Origin of the sequence: Teichococcus wenyumeiae (genome assembly GCF_003696345.1) — a bacterium.
GTDB classification, from domain to species: Bacteria; Pseudomonadota; Alphaproteobacteria; order Acetobacterales; family Acetobacteraceae; genus Pseudoroseomonas; species Pseudoroseomonas wenyumeiae.
On record NZ_RFLX01000032.1, the window covers coordinates 1 to 20,987 of the forward strand.

20 protein-coding genes are annotated in these 20,987 nt (G+C 61.4%); 10 read left to right on the forward strand and 10 right to left on the reverse strand.

Features of this window, described 5'->3' with window-relative positions; translation table 11 throughout:
- The 6 genes from EBE87_RS23055 to EBE87_RS23090 all read right to left on the reverse strand — a co-directional run.
- Window positions 1-763, reverse strand: a 763-nt coding sequence (locus EBE87_RS23055) for a hypothetical protein (RefSeq protein ID WP_122140152.1), incomplete at its 3' end; no start/stop codon positions are given.
- The gene (locus tag EBE87_RS23060) at window positions 763-2,487 is read right to left on the reverse strand and encodes a site-specific integrase (protein ID WP_120637850.1); all 1,725 of its coding nucleotides are present in this window, start codon (window positions 2,485-2,487) and stop codon (window positions 763-765) included. The genes EBE87_RS23060 and EBE87_RS23055, both read right to left, overlap by 1 nt.
- A 208-nt stretch (window positions 2,488-2,695) precedes the next feature.
- Window positions 2,696-2,884 (reverse strand): helix-turn-helix domain-containing protein, encoded by a 189-nt coding sequence (locus EBE87_RS23065; protein WP_120637849.1) that lies wholly within the window; start codon window positions 2,882-2,884, stop codon window positions 2,696-2,698.
- A gap of 990 nt (window positions 2,885-3,874) precedes the next feature.
- A complete protein-coding gene (locus EBE87_RS29965) occupies window positions 3,875-4,348 on the reverse strand; it encodes an antitoxin MazE-like protein (RefSeq protein ID WP_233553153.1) in 474 nt (157 codons plus the stop codon).
- A 153-nt stretch (window positions 4,349-4,501) separates the two neighbouring features.
- Window positions 4,502-4,864 carry a hypothetical protein gene (locus EBE87_RS23085; protein WP_120637848.1) on the reverse strand — a complete coding sequence of 121 codons (363 nt, stop codon included), beginning with the start codon at window positions 4,862-4,864 and terminating at the stop codon, window positions 4,502-4,504.
- Between the two features lie 613 nt (window positions 4,865-5,477).
- Complete coding sequence (locus EBE87_RS23090) at window positions 5,478-7,568, reverse strand: GmrSD restriction endonuclease domain-containing protein (protein WP_120637853.1); 2,091 nt, start codon at window positions 7,566-7,568, stop codon at window positions 5,478-5,480.
- A 517-nt stretch (window positions 7,569-8,085) separates the two neighbouring features.
- On the opposite strand from EBE87_RS23090, the gene EBE87_RS23095 reads away from it, so the two are divergent.
- Together EBE87_RS23095 and EBE87_RS23100 are read left to right on the forward strand one after the other, a co-directional pair.
- Window positions 8,086-8,790, forward strand: a complete 705-nt coding sequence (locus EBE87_RS23095) for a hypothetical protein (protein WP_120637847.1) — start codon at window positions 8,086-8,088, stop codon at window positions 8,788-8,790.
- Entirely contained in the window at window positions 8,783-9,388 is a 606-nt protein-coding gene (locus EBE87_RS23100; protein ID WP_120637846.1) for a hypothetical protein, read from the forward strand. The genes EBE87_RS23095 and EBE87_RS23100 overlap by 8 nt, the downstream gene beginning before the upstream one ends.
- Before the next feature lie 247 nt (window positions 9,389-9,635).
- Here the strand turns inward: EBE87_RS23100 and EBE87_RS28755 are convergent, their stop codons facing one another.
- From EBE87_RS28755 to EBE87_RS28765, 4 genes are all read right to left on the reverse strand, one after another.
- Window positions 9,636-10,745, reverse strand: a complete 1,110-nt coding sequence (locus EBE87_RS28755) for a hypothetical protein (protein WP_147426029.1) — start codon at window positions 10,743-10,745, stop codon at window positions 9,636-9,638.
- Window positions 10,745-12,031, reverse strand: coding sequence for a hypothetical protein (locus EBE87_RS28760; protein WP_147426028.1), 1,287 nt, complete (start codon window positions 12,029-12,031; stop codon window positions 10,745-10,747). Before EBE87_RS28760 ends, EBE87_RS28755 begins: the two co-directional genes overlap by 1 nt.
- A 1,010-nt stretch (window positions 12,032-13,041) precedes the next feature.
- Window positions 13,042-13,584 (reverse strand): NYN domain-containing protein, encoded by a 543-nt coding sequence (locus EBE87_RS23115; RefSeq protein ID WP_120637844.1) that lies wholly within the window; start codon window positions 13,582-13,584, stop codon window positions 13,042-13,044.
- Between the two features lie 396 nt (window positions 13,585-13,980).
- Window positions 13,981-14,916 carry a YjbF family lipoprotein gene (locus EBE87_RS28765; protein ID WP_147465046.1) on the reverse strand — a complete coding sequence of 312 codons (936 nt, stop codon included), beginning with the start codon at window positions 14,914-14,916 and terminating at the stop codon, window positions 13,981-13,983.
- Window positions 14,917-15,325: 409 nt separating this feature from the next.
- On the opposite strand from EBE87_RS28765, the gene EBE87_RS23125 reads away from it, so the two are divergent.
- The 8 genes from EBE87_RS23125 to EBE87_RS23160 all read left to right on the forward strand — a co-directional run bounded on the left by EBE87_RS23125 (window position 15,326) and on the right by EBE87_RS23160 (window position 20,808).
- Window positions 15,326-15,904 carry a recombinase family protein gene (locus tag EBE87_RS23125; protein WP_158600857.1) on the forward strand — a complete coding sequence of 193 codons (579 nt, stop codon included), beginning with the start codon at window positions 15,326-15,328 and terminating at the stop codon, window positions 15,902-15,904.
- 2 nt (window positions 15,905-15,906) lie between these two features.
- Window positions 15,907-16,335, forward strand: a complete 429-nt coding sequence (locus EBE87_RS23130; protein WP_120637841.1) for a hypothetical protein — start codon at window positions 15,907-15,909, stop codon at window positions 16,333-16,335.
- A 774-nt stretch (window positions 16,336-17,109) separates the two neighbouring features.
- Window positions 17,110-17,445, forward strand: coding sequence for a hypothetical protein (locus EBE87_RS23135; RefSeq protein ID WP_147465047.1), 336 nt, complete (start codon window positions 17,110-17,112; stop codon window positions 17,443-17,445).
- A gap of 102 nt (window positions 17,446-17,547) precedes the next feature.
- Complete coding sequence (locus EBE87_RS23140) at window positions 17,548-18,057, forward strand: DUF488 domain-containing protein (RefSeq protein WP_120637839.1); 510 nt, start codon at window positions 17,548-17,550, stop codon at window positions 18,055-18,057.
- Window positions 18,058-18,316: 259 nt separating this feature from the next.
- Window positions 18,317-18,811, forward strand: a complete 495-nt coding sequence (locus EBE87_RS23145) for a hypothetical protein (RefSeq protein ID WP_120637838.1) — start codon at window positions 18,317-18,319, stop codon at window positions 18,809-18,811.
- 696 nt (window positions 18,812-19,507) lie between these two features.
- The gene (locus tag EBE87_RS28770; RefSeq protein WP_147426026.1) at window positions 19,508-19,759 is read left to right on the forward strand and encodes a hypothetical protein; all 252 of its coding nucleotides are present in this window, start codon (window positions 19,508-19,510) and stop codon (window positions 19,757-19,759) included.
- A 159-nt stretch (window positions 19,760-19,918) separates the two neighbouring features.
- Window positions 19,919-20,575 carry a ParA family protein gene (locus EBE87_RS23155; RefSeq protein WP_120637836.1) on the forward strand — a complete coding sequence of 219 codons (657 nt, stop codon included), beginning with the start codon at window positions 19,919-19,921 and terminating at the stop codon, window positions 20,573-20,575.
- Entirely contained in the window at window positions 20,572-20,808 is a 237-nt protein-coding gene (locus EBE87_RS23160; RefSeq protein ID WP_158600855.1) for a ribbon-helix-helix protein, CopG family, read from the forward strand. The genes EBE87_RS23155 and EBE87_RS23160 overlap by 4 nt, the downstream gene beginning before the upstream one ends.
- The last annotated feature ends 179 nt before the right edge of the window (window positions 20,809-20,987 follow it).

Consider the following 20,987-nt stretch of genomic DNA (forward strand, 5'->3'; position numbering starts at 1 on the left):
AGTGATCGAGATAGCGTCGCAGCGCCGGCACCAGCGACGCTGGCACGCTAGCCTCCAGCGGCCGGTGGTTTTTGGTCTCGCTGCCCGCGAACACCAGCACGTAGCCGTCGCCGAGGGGCTGCAAATGTCGGCCGATTTCGATGCCCAAGAAGTTGCGCTGCCGCAGCGGCCGCATCGCCAGTAGCGCGATCATCAGCCCGTCGCGGAAATCCCGCGCGGCGAGCGGCTGATTGGGCCGCACCGCCTCTAGGGCCTCTGCCCGGGCCATGACGTCGAGCCCCAGCTGCCGCAGTTCCCCGGCCGGCACAACGCGGGTGCGCTTCTGGCGCACCGGCTCCGCCTGCCGCTGCAGCCGCGCCTGCACCGCATTGAGCCAGCGCCAGTCCCGCTCCGGCGCCAAGGCCTGCGCCATCATGCAGAGCCAGGCGATGTAGCCAGCCCGTGTCACCGGCGCGCATTGCGCCCGCAGCACCGCCACGTAGCGCCGGACGGTGTCGGGCGTGATGTGTGACGCTGCGGCTGGTGCAGCGTCGAAGGTGCCTTCCGTATCCAGAAAGGCCAGCCAACGGCCGTAGGCCCCGACCACCGCGCGCAGCGTCGCCGGGCGCCAGGTGGCCGCCGCGCCAGCCTCCTCGAGAAAGTCGCCCGGGCGCTGGGCCCGAGCCCAGGCCTCCCGGTCGGCCGCCGGCCACTGCGCCACCGGCCACGCCACCCGGCGGGATGGCCGCGCCATGCCCACCGGGTCGGGCAGCACCGCCGGCATCAGCGGTCCCCTCGGCGCGCGGCGCGCCGCCGCCGCGGCAACAGGCCGCTGGCGCCGCCGCGCAGCTGCAGCACCTGCTGGTCGTAGTGCTGGAAGGCCGCCTTGGTCTCGAGGCCGGTATAGTAGGTCATCGCTGTCTTGAGGGTCTTGTGCCCCAGGATGCGCTGCACCTGGCCGTGCGCCCCCGGGTTGTCCTGCAGGATGAGGGTGGCCGAGAAGTGCCGGAACAAGTGCGGGTTGAACACCAGCCCGCAGCGCTCGGCGATGGCCTTGGCGATCTGGCTGCGCAGCCCGTCATGGCTCTTGTGCCCGGCCGGGGTGCGGCCGGGAAACAGCCAGTCGCCGCCGCCGAGCAGCGGGCGGTAGCTCTTGCAGTACAGGTCCACCAGGCGCGCCGTGGACGGCGGCAAGGCGATCTCCAGCGCCAGGTGGTTCTTGGTCGCGCTCTCCGGCAGCACAATGGTCATGCGGCCCTGGTGGTCGCGCAGCAGGGTCGTGCCCAGCCGCAGCTCCGCCAGGTTCTTCAGCCGGATCGGCGCCATGGTGAGCAGCTCGACGGCCACCGCGGTCTGTAGCCGCTGCGCCAGGTGCACCGTCGGCGCCTTCTCGCGCACCACCTCGGCGCGCAGTTGCTCGGGGAGCAGCAGCAGCGCGTCGCGCCGCGTTGGATCCTCCACCGCGCGCAGCCGGGCGCGATTGCGCGGCGTCATGCCGTCATGGTGGAGCGCGATGCGCTTGCCCATGCGCTTGATCTCAGCAATGTCGTCGGCCGGCAGCTTGGCCCAGTGCCGGGCAATGGTCAGTACGACGCCGGTGACCTGCCCGGCATGCACGGACGGCTTGCCCCCGGCCCGATCCCAAAAGAAGCGCAGCGCTTTGCCCGCCTGCGTCGGCGTCACGACGCGCGCCAAGTCTGGCATCTCAGCAGGGTCTTCCCCCTGCAGCACCAGAGCAGACAGGTACTCGTGCAGCTGGCGCTTCCGGCTGGCGACCGAGGTCGGGCGCAGCGGCCGGAAGTCGCGCTCGGCCAACGGGTCGGCGCCGCCCAGCCAGTCCAGCCAGGCCTGCACATCGTCCCGCAGCGAGGCGGGAAAGCGCTCCCAGGGCAGCGCATAGGTGTTGCGGTTGTCGGCCACCGCCAGACGCTGCTGCGGCCAGTCTGGCAGGCGCTCGGCCGCCTTGTTCCACTTCACCGCGGTATCGCGCTGCATCCGCTTGGGGTCTTGGTCGAGGCTCTGGGCCTCGAGGTCCTGCAGGTAAGTGGTCAGCACCGCGTCATCGACCTGCGCCGGCTCCAGACCGCTCTGGGTGCAGTAGCGGGCAAAGCGCGCCAGCACGTAACGGTCGCCGTAAGCCGGCAGCTGCGGCAGCAGCGCCGCCCAGGCGGGCGAGGGCTGCACCTGGTACCGCCCGGGCACGGTAATCAGCCCAAGATGCCCCAGGGCGTGCCGCAGCAGGCTGAGGATGTTGCGCCAGCGGCCCGGGGCGAGGCCAGCCATCGCTGGCGTCAGGCCCTGCAACGCCGCGCGCAACTGGCGCGGCTCGGCCAGGATGGCGTCCAGCGGCTGGCCCAGCGCCTGCGCCAGCGAACGGCAGGCGGAGGCGATGTCCTGCCGCCGGCGCAGCGGCAGGGCTTCATCGGTCAGGATCTCGGCGCGCAGCTGCGCCAGGGTGGGATAGGGCCGGCTCAGCAGCACGGCTTGGTCAGCGGTCCGAGTGGACATAGTTGGACTCCAAAATACAGAATTGGTCAGAGAGGGAAAAACGTGAGAACGCACCCCTTATAACGTTCCTCATGACTCGAAACGTGCAGTCACGAAGCGCTAAAATACTGAGGAACAACATGGGCATGGATGGACAATACTTTCTGCCGTTCTGAGGCCAGGGCACGGACGCAGGGGCAGGGTGGGAGCGGCCAAAAGCGGCACGGCGTCAGCCCCGCTGCCGGGCCAGAAAGGCCTGCAGGTCCTCTTCGGCGATGCGGATTTGCCGACCGAGACGATGGACGCGGAGCTGCTCCGCTGCGATCCAGCGGCGCAGGGTTTTGGTGGAGACGGCAAGGCGCGCGGCGGCCGCGGCCAGGGTGAGCAGCGGCGCCGAGCGGCTGGGTGATGCAGTCATGACGGTGGCCCCGAACGGGTTGCGGAGGGAACCGCAGCGCCATGCTCAGCCCCTGCCAAGCGGGCTGCCAGGGGCAGCCCACGCCGTGGTCGCGTCGGCCTAGCAGGGCGGGCGCAGCAGCGTCTGGCAGAGGTGAAAAAGGGCGTGCGGTCATGCCCAGACCGTCGCGTCACGACGCTGCCAGGTGGTAGCGCCACGCCCTCTCGAAGCCCGCCGGCAAGGCCGTCAGTGCCGGTGTTTGGTTAACCTAAGCCGCTGATGATTCAAGTCTTTCGGAGGCCTCAACGACTCTGCAGAAAAATGCTGGACACCAGGAATCAGCGCTTGCGCCGTGGTGTGGCGGGCGGGTCTGCCAAGTCGGCCAGCAAGTCCAACTGACCCTGGCGTGAGGGTTTAGCATCGTCAACCGGTGACGCATGCTGGGCCTTGGATGGCGGAACGCGGGTCACGGCCGCGGCTGGTTCTGCCGAAGCCGAGGGCGGCGCGCGACGGCGCCCGGGCTTGGCTGGTGGGGCAGCCAGTTCAGCCTCGAGCAGATCGAGCGCCCGCGTCAGCAGCTGCGCGTTGCTCTGCCCAGTGCGCCCACGGAGCTCCTGCAGCCGCACCAGCACGACCCGATCAATGTCTAAGGATGCGATCGATTTGGCCGCCCGATACCGTCGCTGCCGCATCACGGCGTTGCTGGTCTTTGAGAGGGTCGAAGGTTTGGGCATCAAAGCGTCACCGGTTGATGATTGACCGATGCTGACATGGTGGCGGATACGGGTTTTTGCAGCCGCGCCAGCCACCAGAATGAGGAGCAGGCAGCCCTCATCGGCGGTGATGCCCTGTCAGGCGAGAACGGCTTGGAGGCGAGGGTGCGGCAATGCGAGGCCACTAGCGGCTCCTGCCGCCTCGCCGGACCTGGATTCGGAGCGGGCCAGGCTCGTTGGCCGCTCGGCAGTCGATGACTGCGGCAGGAGCCACAGCCTCGCCAAGAGGCGCCTCACGCTACTCCTTCTCGGACAATCCTTCCGAAATGGAGTCAATGAAAGCTTGGTCCTCTGCGGCGTGCAGGCTGCGGTTCACCGCCAGAGCAGAGCGCCGCGCTTCCTCGGCGAAGCCCGGTCGAGTGGTGTCGGGCACCCAGATCTGCAGCAATCGCAGGCCCTGAGCCCGCATTCGCGCGTGGAAGGCTGCCTCTGTCTCGCCTGGCTGCTGCTGTGTGTCCGACAGGCTTCTCTCTGGCGCGGTTACGGGGGGCTCTGGAGCGCTGACGCGCTCATGCGGAGATGCTGGTGCCGGCACAGTGGTGTGTGCGGCTTCCCGCGCGCGCACGTTCAGCACCTCGATGGCGATCACCTGACCGGTGGCATCAAAATCCAGCACAATGCCGGGCGCCACCTCCTGGCTTTCGACGTAAGCGCCGGGCGGCGCGAAGCGGACATACAGGGCGTCCACCTCAGGATCGTAGTGCGTGTCCATGGACGTGGTCTTCTTCCCCGGGGCCGGACGTGAGGACCCCCCTTATACCTATGGCGCTGTAGCCGTTGCTTCAATCTAGCCAGTCACCAGGATGGTGCCGGCATATTATTGCGGGGCCAGGGCTCCTCAAGCCTGTGGCGCTGCTGCACAGGCTTAACGGTCCCAGAAGGACCGCTTCTGCCAACCGGCACGGCGCCCCCAGCGTGGTCGCCACCTGGCATCCTGGCCAGCAACAACCCGCCAACCCGACCAGCGCTGGTTGAAGGCGTAGAACTGGGCGTGAAAGCGGCGCTCCTCCCGCGATGCCGCGGGATCGATGCACTTGATGTGGCAGATCTTCACGCCATCCCACAGCATCGGGAATTCGCCTTTCATCCAGTCACCGACGTTCAGCAGGCCGCAATAGCCATTCTTTCCGTCAGGCTTGGTGGGGATGATGCTCCAGTATGGGCAGCCGGCGCAGAAGTTGCCCGGAAAGATCTCGGCGACCCTCTTGCCCTGCGGATTGGCCGCCATGGCATGGCGTTTCTTGTGTCGGAAGGTCAGGGGCATGGGATGGCTTTCGACTTGTGTCCCAGGGAGTGGGCGGCTGTTGAACGACTGGCAGGGCTGGTCATGCCATCGGCCTGCGTCTCTCACTCACCCTCGTCTTTGGCCCCCGGCAGAATGGGCGGCTCCCCGAACGGGTGATTGAGGATGCCCAACACCTGCTGACCCGGCTTGTCAGCGGCTGGCCCAACAGCCGCATCGGCGAAGTCATGCCCTGGTGCTGGGCCAAAGCCAACAATCAACCGTCAAGCGCTGCCGCATAGGGTCTCCAGGCAGCGCTTACGCTGATCCTGGGTTCGTAGTCCGTATCGCCGGCCATCAGGGTGATCCGGCCCTTCCCCTGCCCCCACCAATACGTGCTCCTTCTCCGCGACGAGAACGCTGCGCGTGGATCCGTATGCATTCCTCCGCAATTACGGATGTTACCTTCGTCTAGGCCGAGGGCAGGGCGCTAGGCGGCGAGGCTCCGGAGAAGGCGATGGAGAGCGCCAGGAGCGAGTTCACCCGGCTAGCGACCTGAACCACCGAAGCCTGCAGGGGGCCTCTATGCTGGGCCTTCTGTCACTTCGATAGCGGATCTTCAGACGCCGGGCTCGCTTCCCATCTGACGCTCCAGGGACTGACGCACGAGCCCCATGATGTAGGGCAACTCGTCCATCGACGAGAGCCCCACATCTACCTCGCCGTTGCCCCAGCGGCCCAGGCCGGAGATGTCCTTGCAGATCCCGCGCGGGTCGTCGATCTCATGGAACTTGGTGTTCAGGGTCAGGCGGAGGCGCTTGGCCTGCGGGATCACGTCGACGAAGTTCGTCTCCGCCTTGAAGGCGATGTAGACCTTGAGGACCTCCTGGGTCACGCAAGGGTCTAAGGCGAGCACTTGCTCGCGGAAAGCATCAAACAGGTCACGGATAGGACCTGATGCCAGTTGCGGGTGGTCGGTCAAGGTGTAGCCGCCTTGTGCCGAGGATGGCCGGTAGGCCTGGAGAATGGCCGGATCCAGTTCCGGCGCCGCCCACACCTTTGCGGCGCGTGCAGCCAGCTTCTCGGCCCTGTCCTTGATGGCCGTTTCGTCCCAGGTCGCAAGGACACCGAGCCCCTGGTTCAGCCGCAATGGGCTGAGGGCAAACCCCACATCCTTCATGTCCCGTTTCTCTGGAAAGGGCTTGTCGCTGTAGCTGGAGTTGTAGCCGGTTAGCGTGAGGTTTCCGATCGTATGCAGGTACGTCGCGTGGATGCGCTCCCACTCCGGGCCGAGAGCCGCCTGCCAAGCGGCCGAGAGGTTCGGGTTCTGCGGCATGATATGCTCGATGGTGTAGTCCTCGACAGCGACGCGTTCTTTGCGCCCGTCATTCTCCAGCCGCCTCAGCCAGTAGTTCCGGCCCCGGGCGTTGTAGAGGTCCTTGGTCTGGAGTTCCCGCTTGAACTCGTCGTCCAGGGGGAAGCGCCGGTAGGAGGGCATGCTCAGGAAGTGCGCCTGGATGCTCTCGAGGTAGCGGTCCTTCTTGAGTGCCTTACCGAAGGTGGCGAAGGTCTTGTTCAGGGAGTTGGTCGGGATGGCGCAGACGGCGCGCCGGAACACGTAGCTCTCGACCAGCCGGGCTGCCCGCAAGAGCTCGCCCTTGGCCAGGGTGCCAGTGATGTAGTCGTGGTAGAGCTCAAGGAGGAAGGGGAGGGCAACCTCGACCCTGAGTTCACGGATGTCGTGGAAGACATCCTTGAGGCCGCGATCCGTCTCCGCGCCCAGCGCCATCTTGCAGTAGTAGCCCGCGTAGGCGCGGATGTCTCGGACCAGGTCCTCCACGTCCCCATCGCGGCTCCGTGCATACTGCTTGAACGCGTCATAGACCTCTCGGACGTTCGGGATCTCACCAGTCTTCAGCGTCAGGTAGTTGCGCATGAAGGCGTCGAAGTAGTTGGCGTAAGCCTCCTGACCGAAATTAACCTCCATCGGGCGCCAGTACTGCTCGTACAGCCGGGTCTGGAGGCTGGGCTCCAGGCCCATCAGGATGAAATTGCGGATGAGGTCTGCCTGACTGAGCTCGCGACCCGTGGAGTTCAGGCTCTCGAAGATGAGTTGCGGGTTGTCTTGGTCGCGGCTGAGCGAGATGTCCACGATGATGAGCTTAGCGAGGCCCTTGCAGACCGTGACTAGATTATCCTTCTCCACCTTGAGCCACTCTTGGAACATGGCGAAGTTGGCCTCGATCCGCAGAGAGTGGTCCTTGGGCTGGGGCTGCCCGTCAATCAGCGCGGTCAGGGAGGCCTTGTCGGTCTGCGACAGGACAAGCTTGTAGCGCCGGTCATCATCCTCCAGCGGATTGAGCAGGAAGTAATTGCGGATCTTCTTGGCGGAAAAACCGTCCATCGGCTCAGTGTCGCCCAGCGCCCTGGCCAGGGCCTCGAGGATGAGAGAGACCGTCGTCAGGCGCTGCTGACCATCAATGACCAGGAGAGGGGGCTGCCTCATGACCTGATATAGCCCCTTTTCAACATAGACGACCGAGCCGACGAAGTGGGCTCCGATCACGTCGTTGCGGCCTGCATTCAGGATGTCGAGCCATAGCTGACGGCACTCGCGCTCGGTCCAGCTATATGTGCGCTGATAGATGGGGATCAGGAACTGCGGCGACCGCTTGAGAAAGTCCAGGAGCTTCGCTTCCGTCGCCTTCATGGCCATCCCTCTTTTCGTTTAAGAAACATCTACCGGTCGGACCTAGCAGTGTCGATCCCTCTCAGCCATCCATAGAAAGGCGGTTCTGATGACACAGATGCTGTGACCTTCGCTGGAGGATGTGGGAACACAGTCTGGCCAGGGGAGCACCGTCGCCATGGTCAGAGAGCGCCACGTCTGCACGATATCGGTGATAATCCCTGGCATCGCGTGCCACAGAGTAGCTGAGGGATAGTTGCCAGAGTGGCGGCAAGCACCATTGTCGACTCGCCTCAGTCTTCCTGAAGTAAGCCCTCACCCGCGACGACGAGAAGCAGACCCCCAGCCACCTTACGAAGGTTCCAGAGCTACTTCCACTCGGTTTCACCGGGGAACTGCACCCGCATCTCCTATTAGCCACTCAAGCAGCCGCCACTTAATGCATCGGTGGCACCGGAAAGAGTTTGTGTATGGCGCCTATTTCCACGCGCAGGTTAGATCATTGCGAAAATGACCTGCTTAGCAGATAAGCAGTGACATGCTGCACGCCTTCAATCAGAAGAACGTTCGCAGGATCCTCGCTGCTGGCATTCATGGTCAGCAGGCTGAGGAGCACGTGAACGAGAAGAATGAGGACGGGGTCACTTCCATGGTGTTCTCGCCTCTGGTCTTCATGCCAACGGCCTCGGCGTTAGAGGTGCTGCTGGCCGTCATCGGAAATCGGCTGCGCGCGGCGCTCCGAGGAAGGGAAGTCGTCAACCACGACATCCAGTTCTGGCCTGGCGGCCTGCGGACGACGAACTGGCAGGGTGGCCGGGACAGCCGATGCGAGCCGGACGTGCTGATCCGCCTGACCTTCACCGAGGGACGGCCGTTGACGCTCATCGGGGAGATGAAATGGGACTGGCTCATCTCCGCCGAGCACCTGAGCGATGAGATCCAACGCCAGCGAAGCGCCGTCAGAATGGCCGAGCCCGATGCGGAGCAGCTTGTCTTCGCCATCACCAAGTTGCGCGCCACCAGGCCGCCCGAGGGTACCGAGCTGCGCAACTGGATTCAGGTGGAGCGGAACGCACGCCAGCTGGAGCGCAATTCTGCTGACCTGGTCGCCGCCCGCTGGGGCGCGTTGGTGTCCACCTTCCTCCGAAAAGCGAAACAGGCGTCGTTCCAGGGCTTCCACAGCAGCGAGCTCGAAACGCTGCATACTTCCACACCCGTCTTCTGGACCAAGGCCAATGGCTAACTGCCCGATTTTCCACATCTACTCCGGAGCGGAGGCGGTCGCGGATGAGATCAAGCGTCTGGTCGCCGAGATACCGCAGGCATTCGCCCAGTATGATCTGAAGCTTTTCGACAGGAGCTACGAGAAGGCAACTGCCCAAACATATGTCACGCAGGAGGCCTACTCATTCAAGGTAACCGGACCGATCAGCAGGCAGCGCAACCCGCGTCAGTTGATCTTCGCGTTCGACCTCTGGCGCCCCGCCGGTGCCGAATCGTGGCCCCACGCGCAGGACGCGTTGCTGACGGTTGCCTACGAGCCGAGAGCCTCTCAGCCGTGGGAGCTCAGTCACATGGTGGTTGGGAAGGACGGCCGCCTGACCGATCCTGACGCTCTAGAAAACTGCGTTTCCTTTGCAGACGGACGGCTTCTCGAATGGGTCAATGGGCCGAAGATCTGGCACGAGCGGGCCTGGCTCTTCAGCGTTCCTCTGATGAGGATCAATGGACCGGATGCTTTCCAGAAGGAGATCGTGGAACCGATCATCGCCCTCCTGATGAAGGGAGCGGAGCCATCGGACGCCTTTGAGGGAACGCAGGCGGTTCAGTTCCGCGCGTGAGCGCAGAAGCCAACCCTTCGCTAGGCTGGTCTTCGTCCTCTATGCATACGATAACGCTCAATCAGCGTGCTCTCCATTCAAGTCATAGCGTTCGCCACGATTCCGATGTGGTAGTTCAAGCGGCAACAAGGCCTACAGTCTCGCGGTGTGGTGGTACGCTTTACCACCACACTGCAAAAGACTTTCTATAGGCCAAGTTCTTCATGGCGGCGCACGCATGACAGAGAAGTTCGTTGCATAATTCAATTTATGATGCCTGCTCTGCCATCGTAACAAGGCTGTCAATTTGCTTATCTAGTTCCTGGGTGAAATCGTGAGGCAGCTTAAGAGCGGCGGCCGTATAGGCACCAATGCGCTTCGCAAACTGTCGTGCACGCGGTGCAAGCAATTGCCTTCCCAACCGGATATCTGCGGCCTTGTCTGCATCAGCCAGGTAACGCAGGCTCAGTTCCCTGAGTGTGAAGCACGCATGGCGGATTTGAGTAGGGGAGTCGAGTAGAACCCTTGTAAGTTGCACGAAGTTTGGCCAAGCGACGAGAGCTGACTCTTGTTCTACCTCATCTCCGGTAGCGGATATGAGATCGTGAATTTTCTTGAGCGTCGTAATGTTTTCGTGCCCGCCCCACAAGTAGTAACGAAGTGTGGCTGCAAAATCCCGTTCAGCCTCTTCTAGATCAACTATATTGCGGAGATCTGCAGACATCATGTTCATCAGCAGAGATATAGATAATACAATCTCTGTAAAAGCAGCCATATGCAAAGGTTTTACAGGATTAAGCTCGCCTTTGAATTCTCGGCACTGTGCTACTAATCTGCGGAAAGCCTTCGGAGCGTCCGAGCAAAGTGGGATTTCTGCGTTGACGGATTTATAAATGCTGAGAATGGCCGGGTTTTTGAGTGCGCCCTCATATACGCGATGCCAGTTTTCGATATCACCAGCATAGGAGCGGAGTATCTTGTACTCAGCACTGGATGCGGTGGCATAAGAGTCGAAAGTGTCTGTGCCAAATATGCGGACGTTCAATTTACGAGCTGCCAAACGGTGCGCTCGTTCAGCCGGCCGCCCCATGAGCATAAAACCTTCTTGGCCTCCGGTGAACGCCATCAACCCAGATAACCAAAGGGCTCTTGCAAACGGCGGCCCGCCGGTGCTTTTACAATCGAAGAGCACCCGGCTGATAGTTCCATCAGATCTAAGGGCTAATCCCAACACATCAATGTCGGTAAGACGCTTGGGAGACGGTGAGAGCTCGACCCCGCTTGAAACGTCTACCTCAAGGAAAGGAATAAGGCCTGACGAGACACAAAATCTCAGCGCCTGGCTCTTTGCGCCTACATCTTTATCAGTGCGTGCCATCAGATCAGCTGCAGTGCGAGTTGTTGCCACTGTTCTTTAGCTGCCGCACTCGGCGGAACAGTCTTTCGCTCCTTGATGATCTTGCTCCCTAGAACTGAACTCACAAATTTATCGTCCATTTGAAGAAGGGCTCGTGCTTCCTGATCTACCCGCATGTCAACGCGAGTTTCTTCGCCTTCTGCCAGATCGATCGCTGCAAGGACAGCCTCTCGATTCTCTTCTGTTTGACGGAGCCAGAACTGGTGCCATCCAGGCTTCGTCTCCTTGAAGTAGCCTATGTTGAAGGTGCCTGCGACTTTGCCATACTGACGCATTGCTTCGGAATTCGCGCCAAGGTAGCCGTCGCGCAGGAACGCTCTGAGCAGAACAGCAGGCTTTTTGATAGGATATGCAAAAGGAAGGAGTTGCCCTTTACGGACTGCCGCGAGGAGTGCCATTGCTCGTTCGTAGATATCTCTCTTTCCGGGTGAAAGGCGTCCAGGACCTGGGCGTGGCGTAAACAGAAACACCTCACTCTTATGCCCTATTTCAATGGTTGGCGGCTTCAGCATGTTTTCTGAAGCCAAGAGCTGGATCAGGTCAATCTGGACGGGAGTAAGGGGATATCCAGCAACACGCTGTTGAGCAATAATCATGCTCAATGGCCAGCCTTGATGATTTCTTATAACGTTAAGAACCTTAGTGAAGTCGTCGCTTCCGGTCTTGGCGATAAGATCGGCAAGTGTCTCATTATTATCCGCGAAGTAGACCGGGCTCGTCAGAACGGTTTGGCCGCGAACACGGTGATGGGATATCAGGCTGCTGCTGCTACCGATAGCAAGGCAGCGCTCTAGAATAGGTTTATCTAAGCCCATTCGTGCAGCTAGCCGATCTTGATTTTCGGGCCTCTTCTGAAGCTCAGCCATGATAGCAACCATGGCTTGCTCAATTTCGGTCAGCTTAAATTCCGACGAGTACTGACCAATGGTATCGTATACATTTTCGAAATAAGGAACCTGAGGATCAATTTTGTGAATCGTCCGGCCGACTTCATAAAGACGCACCATCCCAATGTCGCTTAGCGTCCTCAACACTTGCTTCAGGGCGACAGAAGGTATATTAAATAAAGCGTCCGAAACTCTTAATAGTACCTGGTAATCAATCTCTGGCAAGCCGCGGATTTGAATGGCAAGTGATGCTGCCATGCCGATAGTCCGAAGATCATCGAAATCACCTACGTCAATGCCTCCAAGCCCTGTCTGAATATCACTCGCGAACTCAGCGAGGTCCTTCCCTTTGATCGTCACTCCAGTCTCCTTCGCTCAGCCTGCTGTTTACCAAGCGGGTCTGTGATTCCGTTTGGAGTTCAGAATGTGAATGAGACGTAATTACGTCAAGTGGAGCACCTAAGAGGCTGGTAGAAAGCGCGAGCGGAATGAGGGTTGGCTGGCGGGGCAGGCGTGAGTCCAACAAGTTATCGGAACCAAGTTGGAGTGCCTGATGTGGACCCTGAGCAGCCGAGCGCAGCATAGCCAAATCGAGTTGTGCGTCACTAGGCTACCCCTGGCGCATGCTGCTGGAGCGCGTATGGATTCGTGGTAGCAGCGCCGTGGCGTGCCGCTGCCGGTAGTGACCTGGATGTAGGCCTACTGCCGCCTGCCGGGCGTGTTGGCCGTCCATGCCGGCATGGTGCGCGCGGTGCACACTCTCAGCCCCTTCGCCATGGCGATGGTGGCGATGGCTGGCCGGGGCGAGTTCGATCCGTGGAAGGATTGAGGGAAACAGCTGGACACCTCGAAGTACCCGCTGCTGAGTGGCCTTCGCGAGCAGGATTATCGCCTCGTAGCCCGCCAGCGTCGCTCTGGCCGTTCTCAAGCTGCCGAAGCCGAGCCCTGGTCTGACTAGAGGTCCATAACAACCTCTAAGAGTTGCTGAGCCGCTACCTAACGCAGGTTACATCACCGAGTTGCACACCGGCAGTTTCCGTAATTGGCCCAGGCGGCCTCCAGAGTGCGGTAGTGGCGGCACTAGAGCTTCTGGACACATTAGAATGCTCACTGAGGCTAACGCAGCGCGACGCTGCAGCAGCTTCGGGACCAGGATCAGCGGCGTCGCGCCTCTCATTGAGCGAGCCAGTAGACAAGGACTCGCACAATAACCGTTGATTCGCGTGCTCCCAGTGCGAGCAGGCTCGGATTGCCTCGGTCTGGCGCGCTTGCCGCCATCCCTGCCCTGCACATCCTGTCCACCCGGTGATCCACAACTCTGTCCCCTTAAACTGAGGACAAGTCTCTGTCAGGTCGACAGGCAGCGGCCCTCAGCGTAGAGCCAGATCATCCAGATAGGCGTCGAGCGGGTAGAAGCGGCTGGCCACCGCCTGCAGCGCGCGGCTGGCATGCGACCAGTAGAGCAGCGTCACCTCGAAGCCGTCCTGCACCAACTGCCGCACCATCGGCTCGTAGTCACCGTCACCAGCCACCAGGGTGATGCGGTCCCTCCTCGGCTGCCCCAGCAGATAGGCGTCGCGGCAGATGCGGGTAACCACGCCGGTGTCGACCCGCTTCTCCTTGCCGGAGGCAGTGCGCTCCACCACCCGCACATCAAAGCCCGCTGCCTCGGCATGCGGCCACAGCCCCTCATTGCCATCAGTGACCGAGCCGAACACCACGGCGCGTACGGGATCCTCCAGCTCGCACAGCAGCGCCATCAGGCGGTGAAAGTCGATCCGGTAGCTGAAGTCGATCTGCCCGTTCTGGTTCGCCTCGGCGAGGCCGTAGGCCCAGCCGCGGGCGACGGCGCTGACCTTCTGGGCCTCGATGAACAGGTTGCTGCAGTCGATATACGCCAGATGCACTGCCATGCCTTGTTGGGTCGGTTTGGATCGCCCTCTCTGGCGAGAGTAGTCTTGATGGCTGGTGACGAGAACAGGCGTGGGCTCTTGCCGCCGACAGACAGGGAGGTTTTCCGGGCACGATGTCGAAGGCGCGCCTGCCACCCTCACCTACTGCACCGGTGATCTGCTAACCCCCGCTTTTAAGGCGCTCTGGCGACATCTGGATGAGGCGCTGCCGCCGGTGTTGCAAAGACATGTCTCGGGGTAACAGCTTGCATCCCGCACGTGGTGCACCCGAATAGCCGGAGGTCACGGCTTCGACGTCGGGTTGAGGGGACGGTGTTTCTGGCACCTCCCCTTCTCGTCTTCAGCATACCAAGGAGCTAACGCAGAGCTTGATCAGCGGGAGGCGAAGGCTGCCTATCAGGCTCCGGGTTCGAGTAACCGTACGAGCTGGAAGGGCTGAACCCCCGCCTGCCTGCCATTGATGTGTTGGTGATCCAGCTTTACCAGCATGCCGGTGCGGCGATCCAGCCAATAGGTCGTTTCAGCCTTATAGGAGTTGCCCATGAGGCCCTCGCGGCGTTTCACAATACGAACTGTGGTGAAGGACATACCTGCAAGAGTGATCTGCTCTTCACCGTCGTTCTTGAACACCTCTTTCCAGAATCCGCCTTGCTGAATGTCAGTATACTCATTGGTCGTCCCGAGTGGGCCTTCGAAGGATTTCATCATGGCAGTGCGAGCTGCGGCTACATTGGGTGCATAGGCTGCCACCACGCCCAGGTAGAATTTAGAGCTTCTGCCATTAACTGACTGGACACAAAGTTCAGGTGAAGACGGATCGGAGCCCAGATAGGTCACGATCACCCCGTTGCTGCGCCATGCAGAAACACCATTCGGGCAGAGGGTGCTGGACGTCTGCAATGACAACTGTGGTGCAAGCGCTGCTGCTTGACGGACAGGGGCAACGGCATCCGCAGGGCGCACAATAGCAAAGGGTGTCGTGGCTGCAGCCGTGGCTCCTGGATCTGATGTGCCGGGGGCTGCTGGCGCCGGTGAAGAGGTCAGGAAGAGCCGGATGTCCGATGGGTAACGGTTGCTTGCTCCGGACGCCGCATCCACCATGATGCCAACAATTCCGCCAGCAATGAGATTGCCGACCGTGCTGGCCACGAAGGTCGGGGCAGCGGAAGTCGTTGCCGGCTGATAGCCATCCTTGAAGCAGGTAACTGCGAGAGGATGTACGCTTTTGTCGATCCGGAAAGAACTGGGAGTCATAGGAACGGCAGCAACGCGCTGGCCATTCCGCTCCACGGTACAGGCAGCACCGGCCGGTGTAGTAGACACCGTCACCAAGTCACTCGTGCCTTCGACGATAGTGGCACATGCTGGAAGAAGTGCCAGTCCTGCAATGATAGCAAGATGAGAAAGCCTGCGCACTGGATCGCGGAAAAGGCGACTGACCTGCAAGGATGTACCCCCTATTATTACGGTAGGACATCATACCGCGAACTTCCCTGCTGCGTAAGTGATAGGAGAAGATGTTCAACCTATAGGAAAATGGTTCGATTGGTGTCGAATAGGCTGCCTGAATGATCTCTGCGTTCTGCGGGCCGCAAGACTAGGCCGGATTCAGCCGCTGTGCCCCTGCCCAGCACACGCCGTTAGCATAGCTCTTTGTCCTGGCTGTCCATGCGCCAAAAGCTCTGACATCTTGCATTAACTCAGAGTGTCAATGGGGGCCTCGGCGGTGAAGATCGGATACATGCGGGAGAGCGTGGCGGGTCCGACCCTGGCAGAGCAGGAGGCCCTGCTGCGCCAAGCCGGGATCAAGAACTTTGGCCGGGACGCCCCGGTCTACATCGACAAGCTCCGACGTGGCCCAGTCGCGACCATGCCGGAGCGCGACAAGATGGTGCGCTACCTGCGCCCTGGCGACGTTGTGGTGATTGCCAAGGCCAGCCGGCTTGGCACTACTCGGGCAGATAGGCTGCAAACCCTAGCCGCAATTACTAAGCGCAGCGCCAGCATCTACGACGCCGATACCGGCGAGGGCGTGCAGCTCCAACCCGAAGCCATCCGGGCCATGGCTTTTCTCGACCGCGCCGAGAGCGGCTCGAAGCGGGAGGTAGCCGCCAGGATGCGGGCGCGGAAGGTGGCATTGGGGGCGACCGGCGGTCGGCCTGAGCGACTGCAGGGCAAGACGAAGGCCGCCGCTGCGGTCGCCTGGGCTGATCTCACCAAGACCGCCCGCGATGTGGCGTTGGAATTCAACGTGGGGGCGCGAGCCCTCTACCGACTGTTCGGGCCGAAGGGCACACCTCGCTTTGGCAGGAAAGACTGACCATGGCGATGAAGGGCCACTCCATACTAGCCGAGATATACATAAACCCCTGGCTGGCTCTTCTCTCCCGTAGAGAGCCGTTTGGAGAAAGATTTCTCTTCGCTCTGATGAGCAGCATGGCTTGGCTTATGTCTATCGCCCTGATCGCAACGGCAGGCTTGCTCGTCGGGGTTGTTGTGGACCTCACTGGGCAGCCCACGGAAAGGCGGGAAGCGGTCGTTGTACGACGGGTTTGGCGACCGACTACCGATACCTTGTCCGTTCAGCCCGTCATCACCACCAGCGGTCAGATCACTACGGTCATGGTGTCGGACCGTGACCCAGAGCGCTACGAAGTATGCCTGCAGATCGATGACCAGCAGCCCTGTGCTCTCAGGTACGGCCGGCTCGCTTTGAAAGCCTCAGGCCTGGCACAAAGGTCACCGCGCTAGTGTGGCAAGGGCGCATCACAAAGCTCTATCGGGCAAGCCAGATCTTGGAGGATGAGGAGTGATTGTAGCTTCGGCAATGCCTGACCAGCAAACGGCCCGCCGCCTTCGCAAGTTGGACGCAGCAAAAATCCAGCTCAACTGGGCCATTCGCCTCATCCTGGAGCATAACGCGTATCTACCAGCTCTGACGCTTGCAGGGGCGGCAGAAGAACTGTTGAGGCAGGTGTCGCCGATGAGAGGTGTAGCGCGACAATCAGAACCCGGCGCCGCGCGACAATTAGGATGCCGAAGCCAGGCGTTGCGGTGCTGCTTGCGGTTGCATCTGCCTCTGATTGTCCTCTCTGCCCAAGCCTCCGTAAAGCCTGGCCTTTCAGGCCACCGCCTACGGCGGCTTCGGGCTTGACCGAGCCTTGAGCCGAAAGGCGACGCAACCAGTGGATGCATCGCTAATTGTCGCGGAACCGGGGTCCCTAATTGTCGTGGAACAGAGAGGTGCGTCCAGCTTCCAACTACAGGCAAAGCTCTCCGCCATATCGGGCCAAACCGTAACCGAGGTCAGGAATAATCATCTCAACAAGATGCGGAACTGGCTCAAGCATGCCGATCGAGATCCACATGATGAGCTGGAGGTAGACCTTCCTGCGGAGGCCCTCCAAGTAGTCCTACGTGCGTGCGACAACCAGCTCGAAGCGGACGGGACAGTACCGACTGCTCTCCCGCATCTGTTCACCTGGATCCGGTTGCATCGGCCCGACATCGCTGGAGATCGCTGCCATGCCTGACCCTCGAACGGCCGGAGGTGGCGCGGTGTCCAGCGCGCAGTCTCTGGCCCGTGTCGTGATGCGGGCTCTCTGGATCCTGCTGGGCGCACTTATAGGCGCTCTGCTCACCTTCATCGGCACCTTCTTGGTGCTGGATGGCGTTGGCGGTGAGCCGGCATGCCTGCCGGACGAGGCGGTGGGGTGTGGTGTAGCAGTGGCAGGTGGGGCGCTGATGGTGGCGATACTGCTGGGCGCTCCCGGCGGTGCCATCAGCGCTAATGCCCTGGCGCGCTACCTACCTTCACGCTCAGCCAAGAAGTCCAGTACGGAGGAGGTAAGCCGTGGCTGACCAACAAACGGCCCATGCGTCTGCTGACATAGAGGGATCGCCGGGTCGTTCAGCCTGGCAATCTCGTTGACACTCCAGAGTCCGACCTCCATGACCCCTATTATGAGCAAACGGCAGCCAGGATCTTTGGCGACGATCGGCTATGAGGGCGCCGCCCTCGAAGAGTTCATTGCCACTCTTCGGGAAGCAGGCATCCAACGCCTACTGGATGTCCGCGAGCTTCCCCTATCGCGGCGCAAAGGCTTTTCGAAAACCGCCATCGCTGTCGCCCTGTCCAATGCCGGAATCGAATACGTCCATCTACGCGGCCTAGGCGATCCGAAGCCGGGTAGAGAAGCGGCCAGGAGCGGTGAGATGGCCCTCTTCCGAAAGATTTTCGGTAACCACATGCGCACTCCAAAGGCGAAGGCCGACCTGGCCCTGGCTGCTCATTTGGTCACTGAAGGGAGCACCTGCTTGATGTGCTACGAGCGGGAACACACGGACTGCCATCGAAGTATTGTAGCCGACGCCATCTCTGATATCGTTCCGGTCAAGATTCGGCACCTGAAAGTCGCCAGTGCGTCCAGCAAGCCCAGCGTCCGGAAAGCCCCTGCCCTCGAGTGCGCCTGAAAAAAGCGGACGTGAGAGAGTACTCATTCTCGTCAAAGCGTTGCCCCATGTCGGTCAGCGTCATGGTGAGACCGTCTGCTGTGCCGGGGTCACCTTGGACGGACAGTGGCGACGCCAGTATCCTATCCACTTCCGGCGCCTCCAGGATCAATTCAAGCGTTGGCAGTGGATTGAGTATGACTGGATTGCCCCTGGCACAGATGATCGGCGCCGTGAGAGCCGCCGTGTCCAGGAAGAGAGTATCAAGGTCAGAGAGATTATGCCTGAGCGCGAGCGCGCGGCCTTCTTGGACCCTATCATCACCGGCTCAACCGGCGAGGCAGCCGCTAAGGGCATGAGTCTTACCTTGGTGCGGCCGAGCAAAATCCGGTTTCGCTGGAAGGCGAAGACAGATGAGCAGATTGCCGAGGAGCGGCAGGCATACGAGGAGGCTGCCCGCCAGAAATCCTTCCTCGACCCTGATCTTGTTGCGCTCACGCCATGTCCATATGCATTCCACTTTGACTGGACCGATGTCGACGGCAAGAAGCACAAGGCGACCTGCGACGATTGGGAAACGGCGGCGACCTTCTATCGCCGCAAGATGACGATGGGCGAAAAGGACGCCCTGGCAAGCATGGAACAGACATTCGGTGAGGACTATCCCAACCGCGGCATGGCGTTCGCTATGGGGACGCACTCCCGACGCGCCGAGCAGTGGCTGCTAGTCGGCGTGCTGCGGCTGGATCCTGTGAAACAACTCTCCTTCCTTTGATTGGTTGAAGAGGGTTGAGCAACAAGAATTCCAGTGCGGCTGCCTGAGGCAGGATGATGCCAAATCCGGTTCTCAACAAAGAGCAACTTGCTGCGGCGAACACCTTACTTGACCGTATTCGTAATGATTTAAAGGACCTTTCAGGGGCCGATGCCGATCTACTATTCGCCTACCGGCGCCGTATCGCAAAGATGCTTACCTATGATGAGCGTCGCGGTCCGAATGAGCGTCGGAAGCTCAAGATTGCCAAGAGATTGGAGCAGGATGGCCTATGTGCCAGATGCCACCAAGCTTTACCCGCGAGATACACTGTTCTCGACAGACTAACGGCAGTCGGAGGCTACACCGTCGATAACACCCGGCTGATCTGTGAGAACTGCGATCGGGCCGTTCAGGCCTCCCGAGGGTATCGTTGATGCACTCCATCAAAGGGCCGGGCTGGCCACGGGCGCGATCGTGGTGGGGGCCGATCTAGCCCGAAGCTGCGGTTTGGTGGTCGCCCGTGTCCTCTCAGTGTCCTGGGATGTGGCCCAGGATCGGGTGGAGATGCTTCCATTCAGCTGGATCGCTGAGGGCACTCTCAAGGACATGCACATCACCAGCTACGGACGGAAGATGCTCGGCATGCCTCCCGTCCGGCCCCGGGCGTCGCAAGGCTGGCGGAAGCACATCCGCAGGCAGAAAAGGCGCGGCACCATGCAGTCTGACCCCGCCGCCGACCGCAGCGCCTCCCTGGCCCGCCCCGGCAACCAACCCGCCCGCTACAACTACGCCTGGCCCGTCCGCACCGTGGATGACCACCTCGCCCGCGTCCTCGCCTCCCGGAAGCTGCGAGAGCAGGTCTATGCCCGGCGGGGAGAGGTGCCGCTGGATCTGATTGAGGAGGTGCTGGCGATGGAGGTGGTGAGGTTGAGGCGGGAGTTGGAGGAGCGGGGGAGCTTCTACTAGGAATTTCCGAGTGCGATCAGTGGTGTAAGCATGAAAGTAAGTAAGCATGTATGCTGGCAGGTAAGCATGTATGCTTGCTTCCAGATGGAAGGAATTGCCGCGCCTACCCTGCTGTGCTTTCATCGCGCTGCGTGAAAGCTTACATGCTTTCATTCTTACATGCATGCTGGCGGGGGAGGGGGCGGCGTGAGGACCATCGTTGTTGCGAGCCAAAAGGGCGGGGTCGGCAAGACCACGCTCACTGGTCATTTAGCCGTGGAGGCAGAGCGCCAAGGGGTCGGGCCGGTCGCCATGATCGACACCGATCCCCAGGCCAATCTGTCCGGCTGGTTCGGGGTGCGGGAAGCCGAGACCCCGGTGCTGGTCCGGTTACTGCCGGGCGGCCTGCGGGCGACCCTGGACGCGCTGGCGGAAGCGGGCATCGCTCTCTGCCTGATCGACACCCCGCCGGCCATCACGGACAGCATCTCAGCCACCGTGGGCGAGGCCGACCTAGTCCTGATCCCAGCCAAGCCTAGCCCCCACGACCTGCGCGCGGTCGGCGCCACGGTGGACATCGTGGAGAAGGCCAAGAAGCCGATGATCTTCGTCGTCAACCAAGCCGTCAGCCGGTCTAAGCTGAAGGTCGATGCGGTGCGCGCCCTCTCCCAGCACGGGCCATTGGCGCCGGTGGATGTCCACAACCGGGTGGACTTCGCCGCGTCCATGACGGACGGCCGCACCGCCTGCGAGGTGGATGCCAAGTCGCCCGCCGCCGAGGAGATCACCCAGCTATGGACCTACATCGCCACCCGTCTTCAGAGGGTCGCCCAATGAGCCAGTCGCCCAAGCCGGCCGCGCGCCTGACGCCAGACCTGCTGGTTCGGAAAGGGGATGTCCACGCCGAACCGCCGCGCCGAGTTGAAGATGAGCGGCTGGTGCAGCTCACCTCGCGGGTAAAGACCAGCACGGTGGACCGTCTGCGCGAGTATGCCCACAAATCCAGGGTCTCGAAGCAGGACATCATCGAGATCGCCCTGCGGGAATACCTAGACAAAATGGGCGCTTAGCGGATGCATGCTTTCATGTAAGTAAGCAAGAAAGCTTGCTTGCAAGCATCTGAAATTATTGGACTTGTCATCGGAAGCGCGGCCGGGAATGATTGTCCCCGCCGCGCAATCTCGCGTGGGGAAACGAGAAAGGGGCCGCCCCAGCAGATCCGCCAGAACGACCCCTCACCGTAAAACGG

Bases quoted from the DNA above. Each gene is read 5' to 3' on its own strand.
- EBE87_RS23060 (WP_120637850.1), bottom strand. From the start codon at position 2,487: ATGTCCACTCGGACCGCTGACCAAGCCGTGCTGCTGAGCCGGCCCTAT.
- EBE87_RS23065 (WP_120637849.1), bottom strand. From the start codon at position 2,884: ATGACTGCATCACCCAGCCGCTCGGCGCCGCTGCTCACCCTGGCCGCG.
- EBE87_RS29965 (WP_233553153.1), bottom strand. From the start codon at position 4,348: ATGGACACGCACTACGATCCTGAGGTGGACGCCCTGTATGTCCGCTTC.
- EBE87_RS23085 (WP_120637848.1), bottom strand. From the start codon at position 4,864: ATGGCGGCCAATCCGCAGGGCAAGAGGGTCGCCGAGATCTTTCCGGGC.
- EBE87_RS23090 (WP_120637853.1), bottom strand. From the start codon at position 7,568: ATGAAGGCGACGGAAGCGAAGCTCCTGGACTTTCTCAAGCGGTCGCCG.
- EBE87_RS23095 (WP_120637847.1), top strand. From the start codon at position 8,086: ATGCTGCACGCCTTCAATCAGAAGAACGTTCGCAGGATCCTCGCTGCT.
- EBE87_RS23100 (WP_120637846.1), top strand. From the start codon at position 8,783: ATGGCTAACTGCCCGATTTTCCACATCTACTCCGGAGCGGAGGCGGTC.
- EBE87_RS28755 (WP_147426029.1), bottom strand. From the start codon at position 10,745: ATGGCACGCACTGATAAAGATGTAGGCGCAAAGAGCCAGGCGCTGAGA.
- EBE87_RS23115 (WP_120637844.1), bottom strand. From the start codon at position 13,584: ATGGCAGTGCATCTGGCGTATATCGACTGCAGCAACCTGTTCATCGAG.
- EBE87_RS23125 (WP_158600857.1), top strand. From the start codon at position 15,326: ATGCGGGAGAGCGTGGCGGGTCCGACCCTGGCAGAGCAGGAGGCCCTG.
- EBE87_RS23130 (WP_120637841.1), top strand. From the start codon at position 15,907: ATGGCGATGAAGGGCCACTCCATACTAGCCGAGATATACATAAACCCC.
- EBE87_RS23135 (WP_147465047.1), top strand. From the start codon at position 17,110: ATGCCTGACCCTCGAACGGCCGGAGGTGGCGCGGTGTCCAGCGCGCAG.
- EBE87_RS23140 (WP_120637839.1), top strand. From the start codon at position 17,548: ATGAGCAAACGGCAGCCAGGATCTTTGGCGACGATCGGCTATGAGGGC.
- EBE87_RS23145 (WP_120637838.1), top strand. From the start codon at position 18,317: ATGCCTGAGCGCGAGCGCGCGGCCTTCTTGGACCCTATCATCACCGGC.
- EBE87_RS28770 (WP_147426026.1), top strand. From the start codon at position 19,508: ATGCAGTCTGACCCCGCCGCCGACCGCAGCGCCTCCCTGGCCCGCCCC.
- EBE87_RS23155 (WP_120637836.1), top strand. From the start codon at position 19,919: ATGCATGCTGGCGGGGGAGGGGGCGGCGTGAGGACCATCGTTGTTGCG.
- EBE87_RS23160 (WP_158600855.1), top strand. From the start codon at position 20,572: ATGAGCCAGTCGCCCAAGCCGGCCGCGCGCCTGACGCCAGACCTGCTG.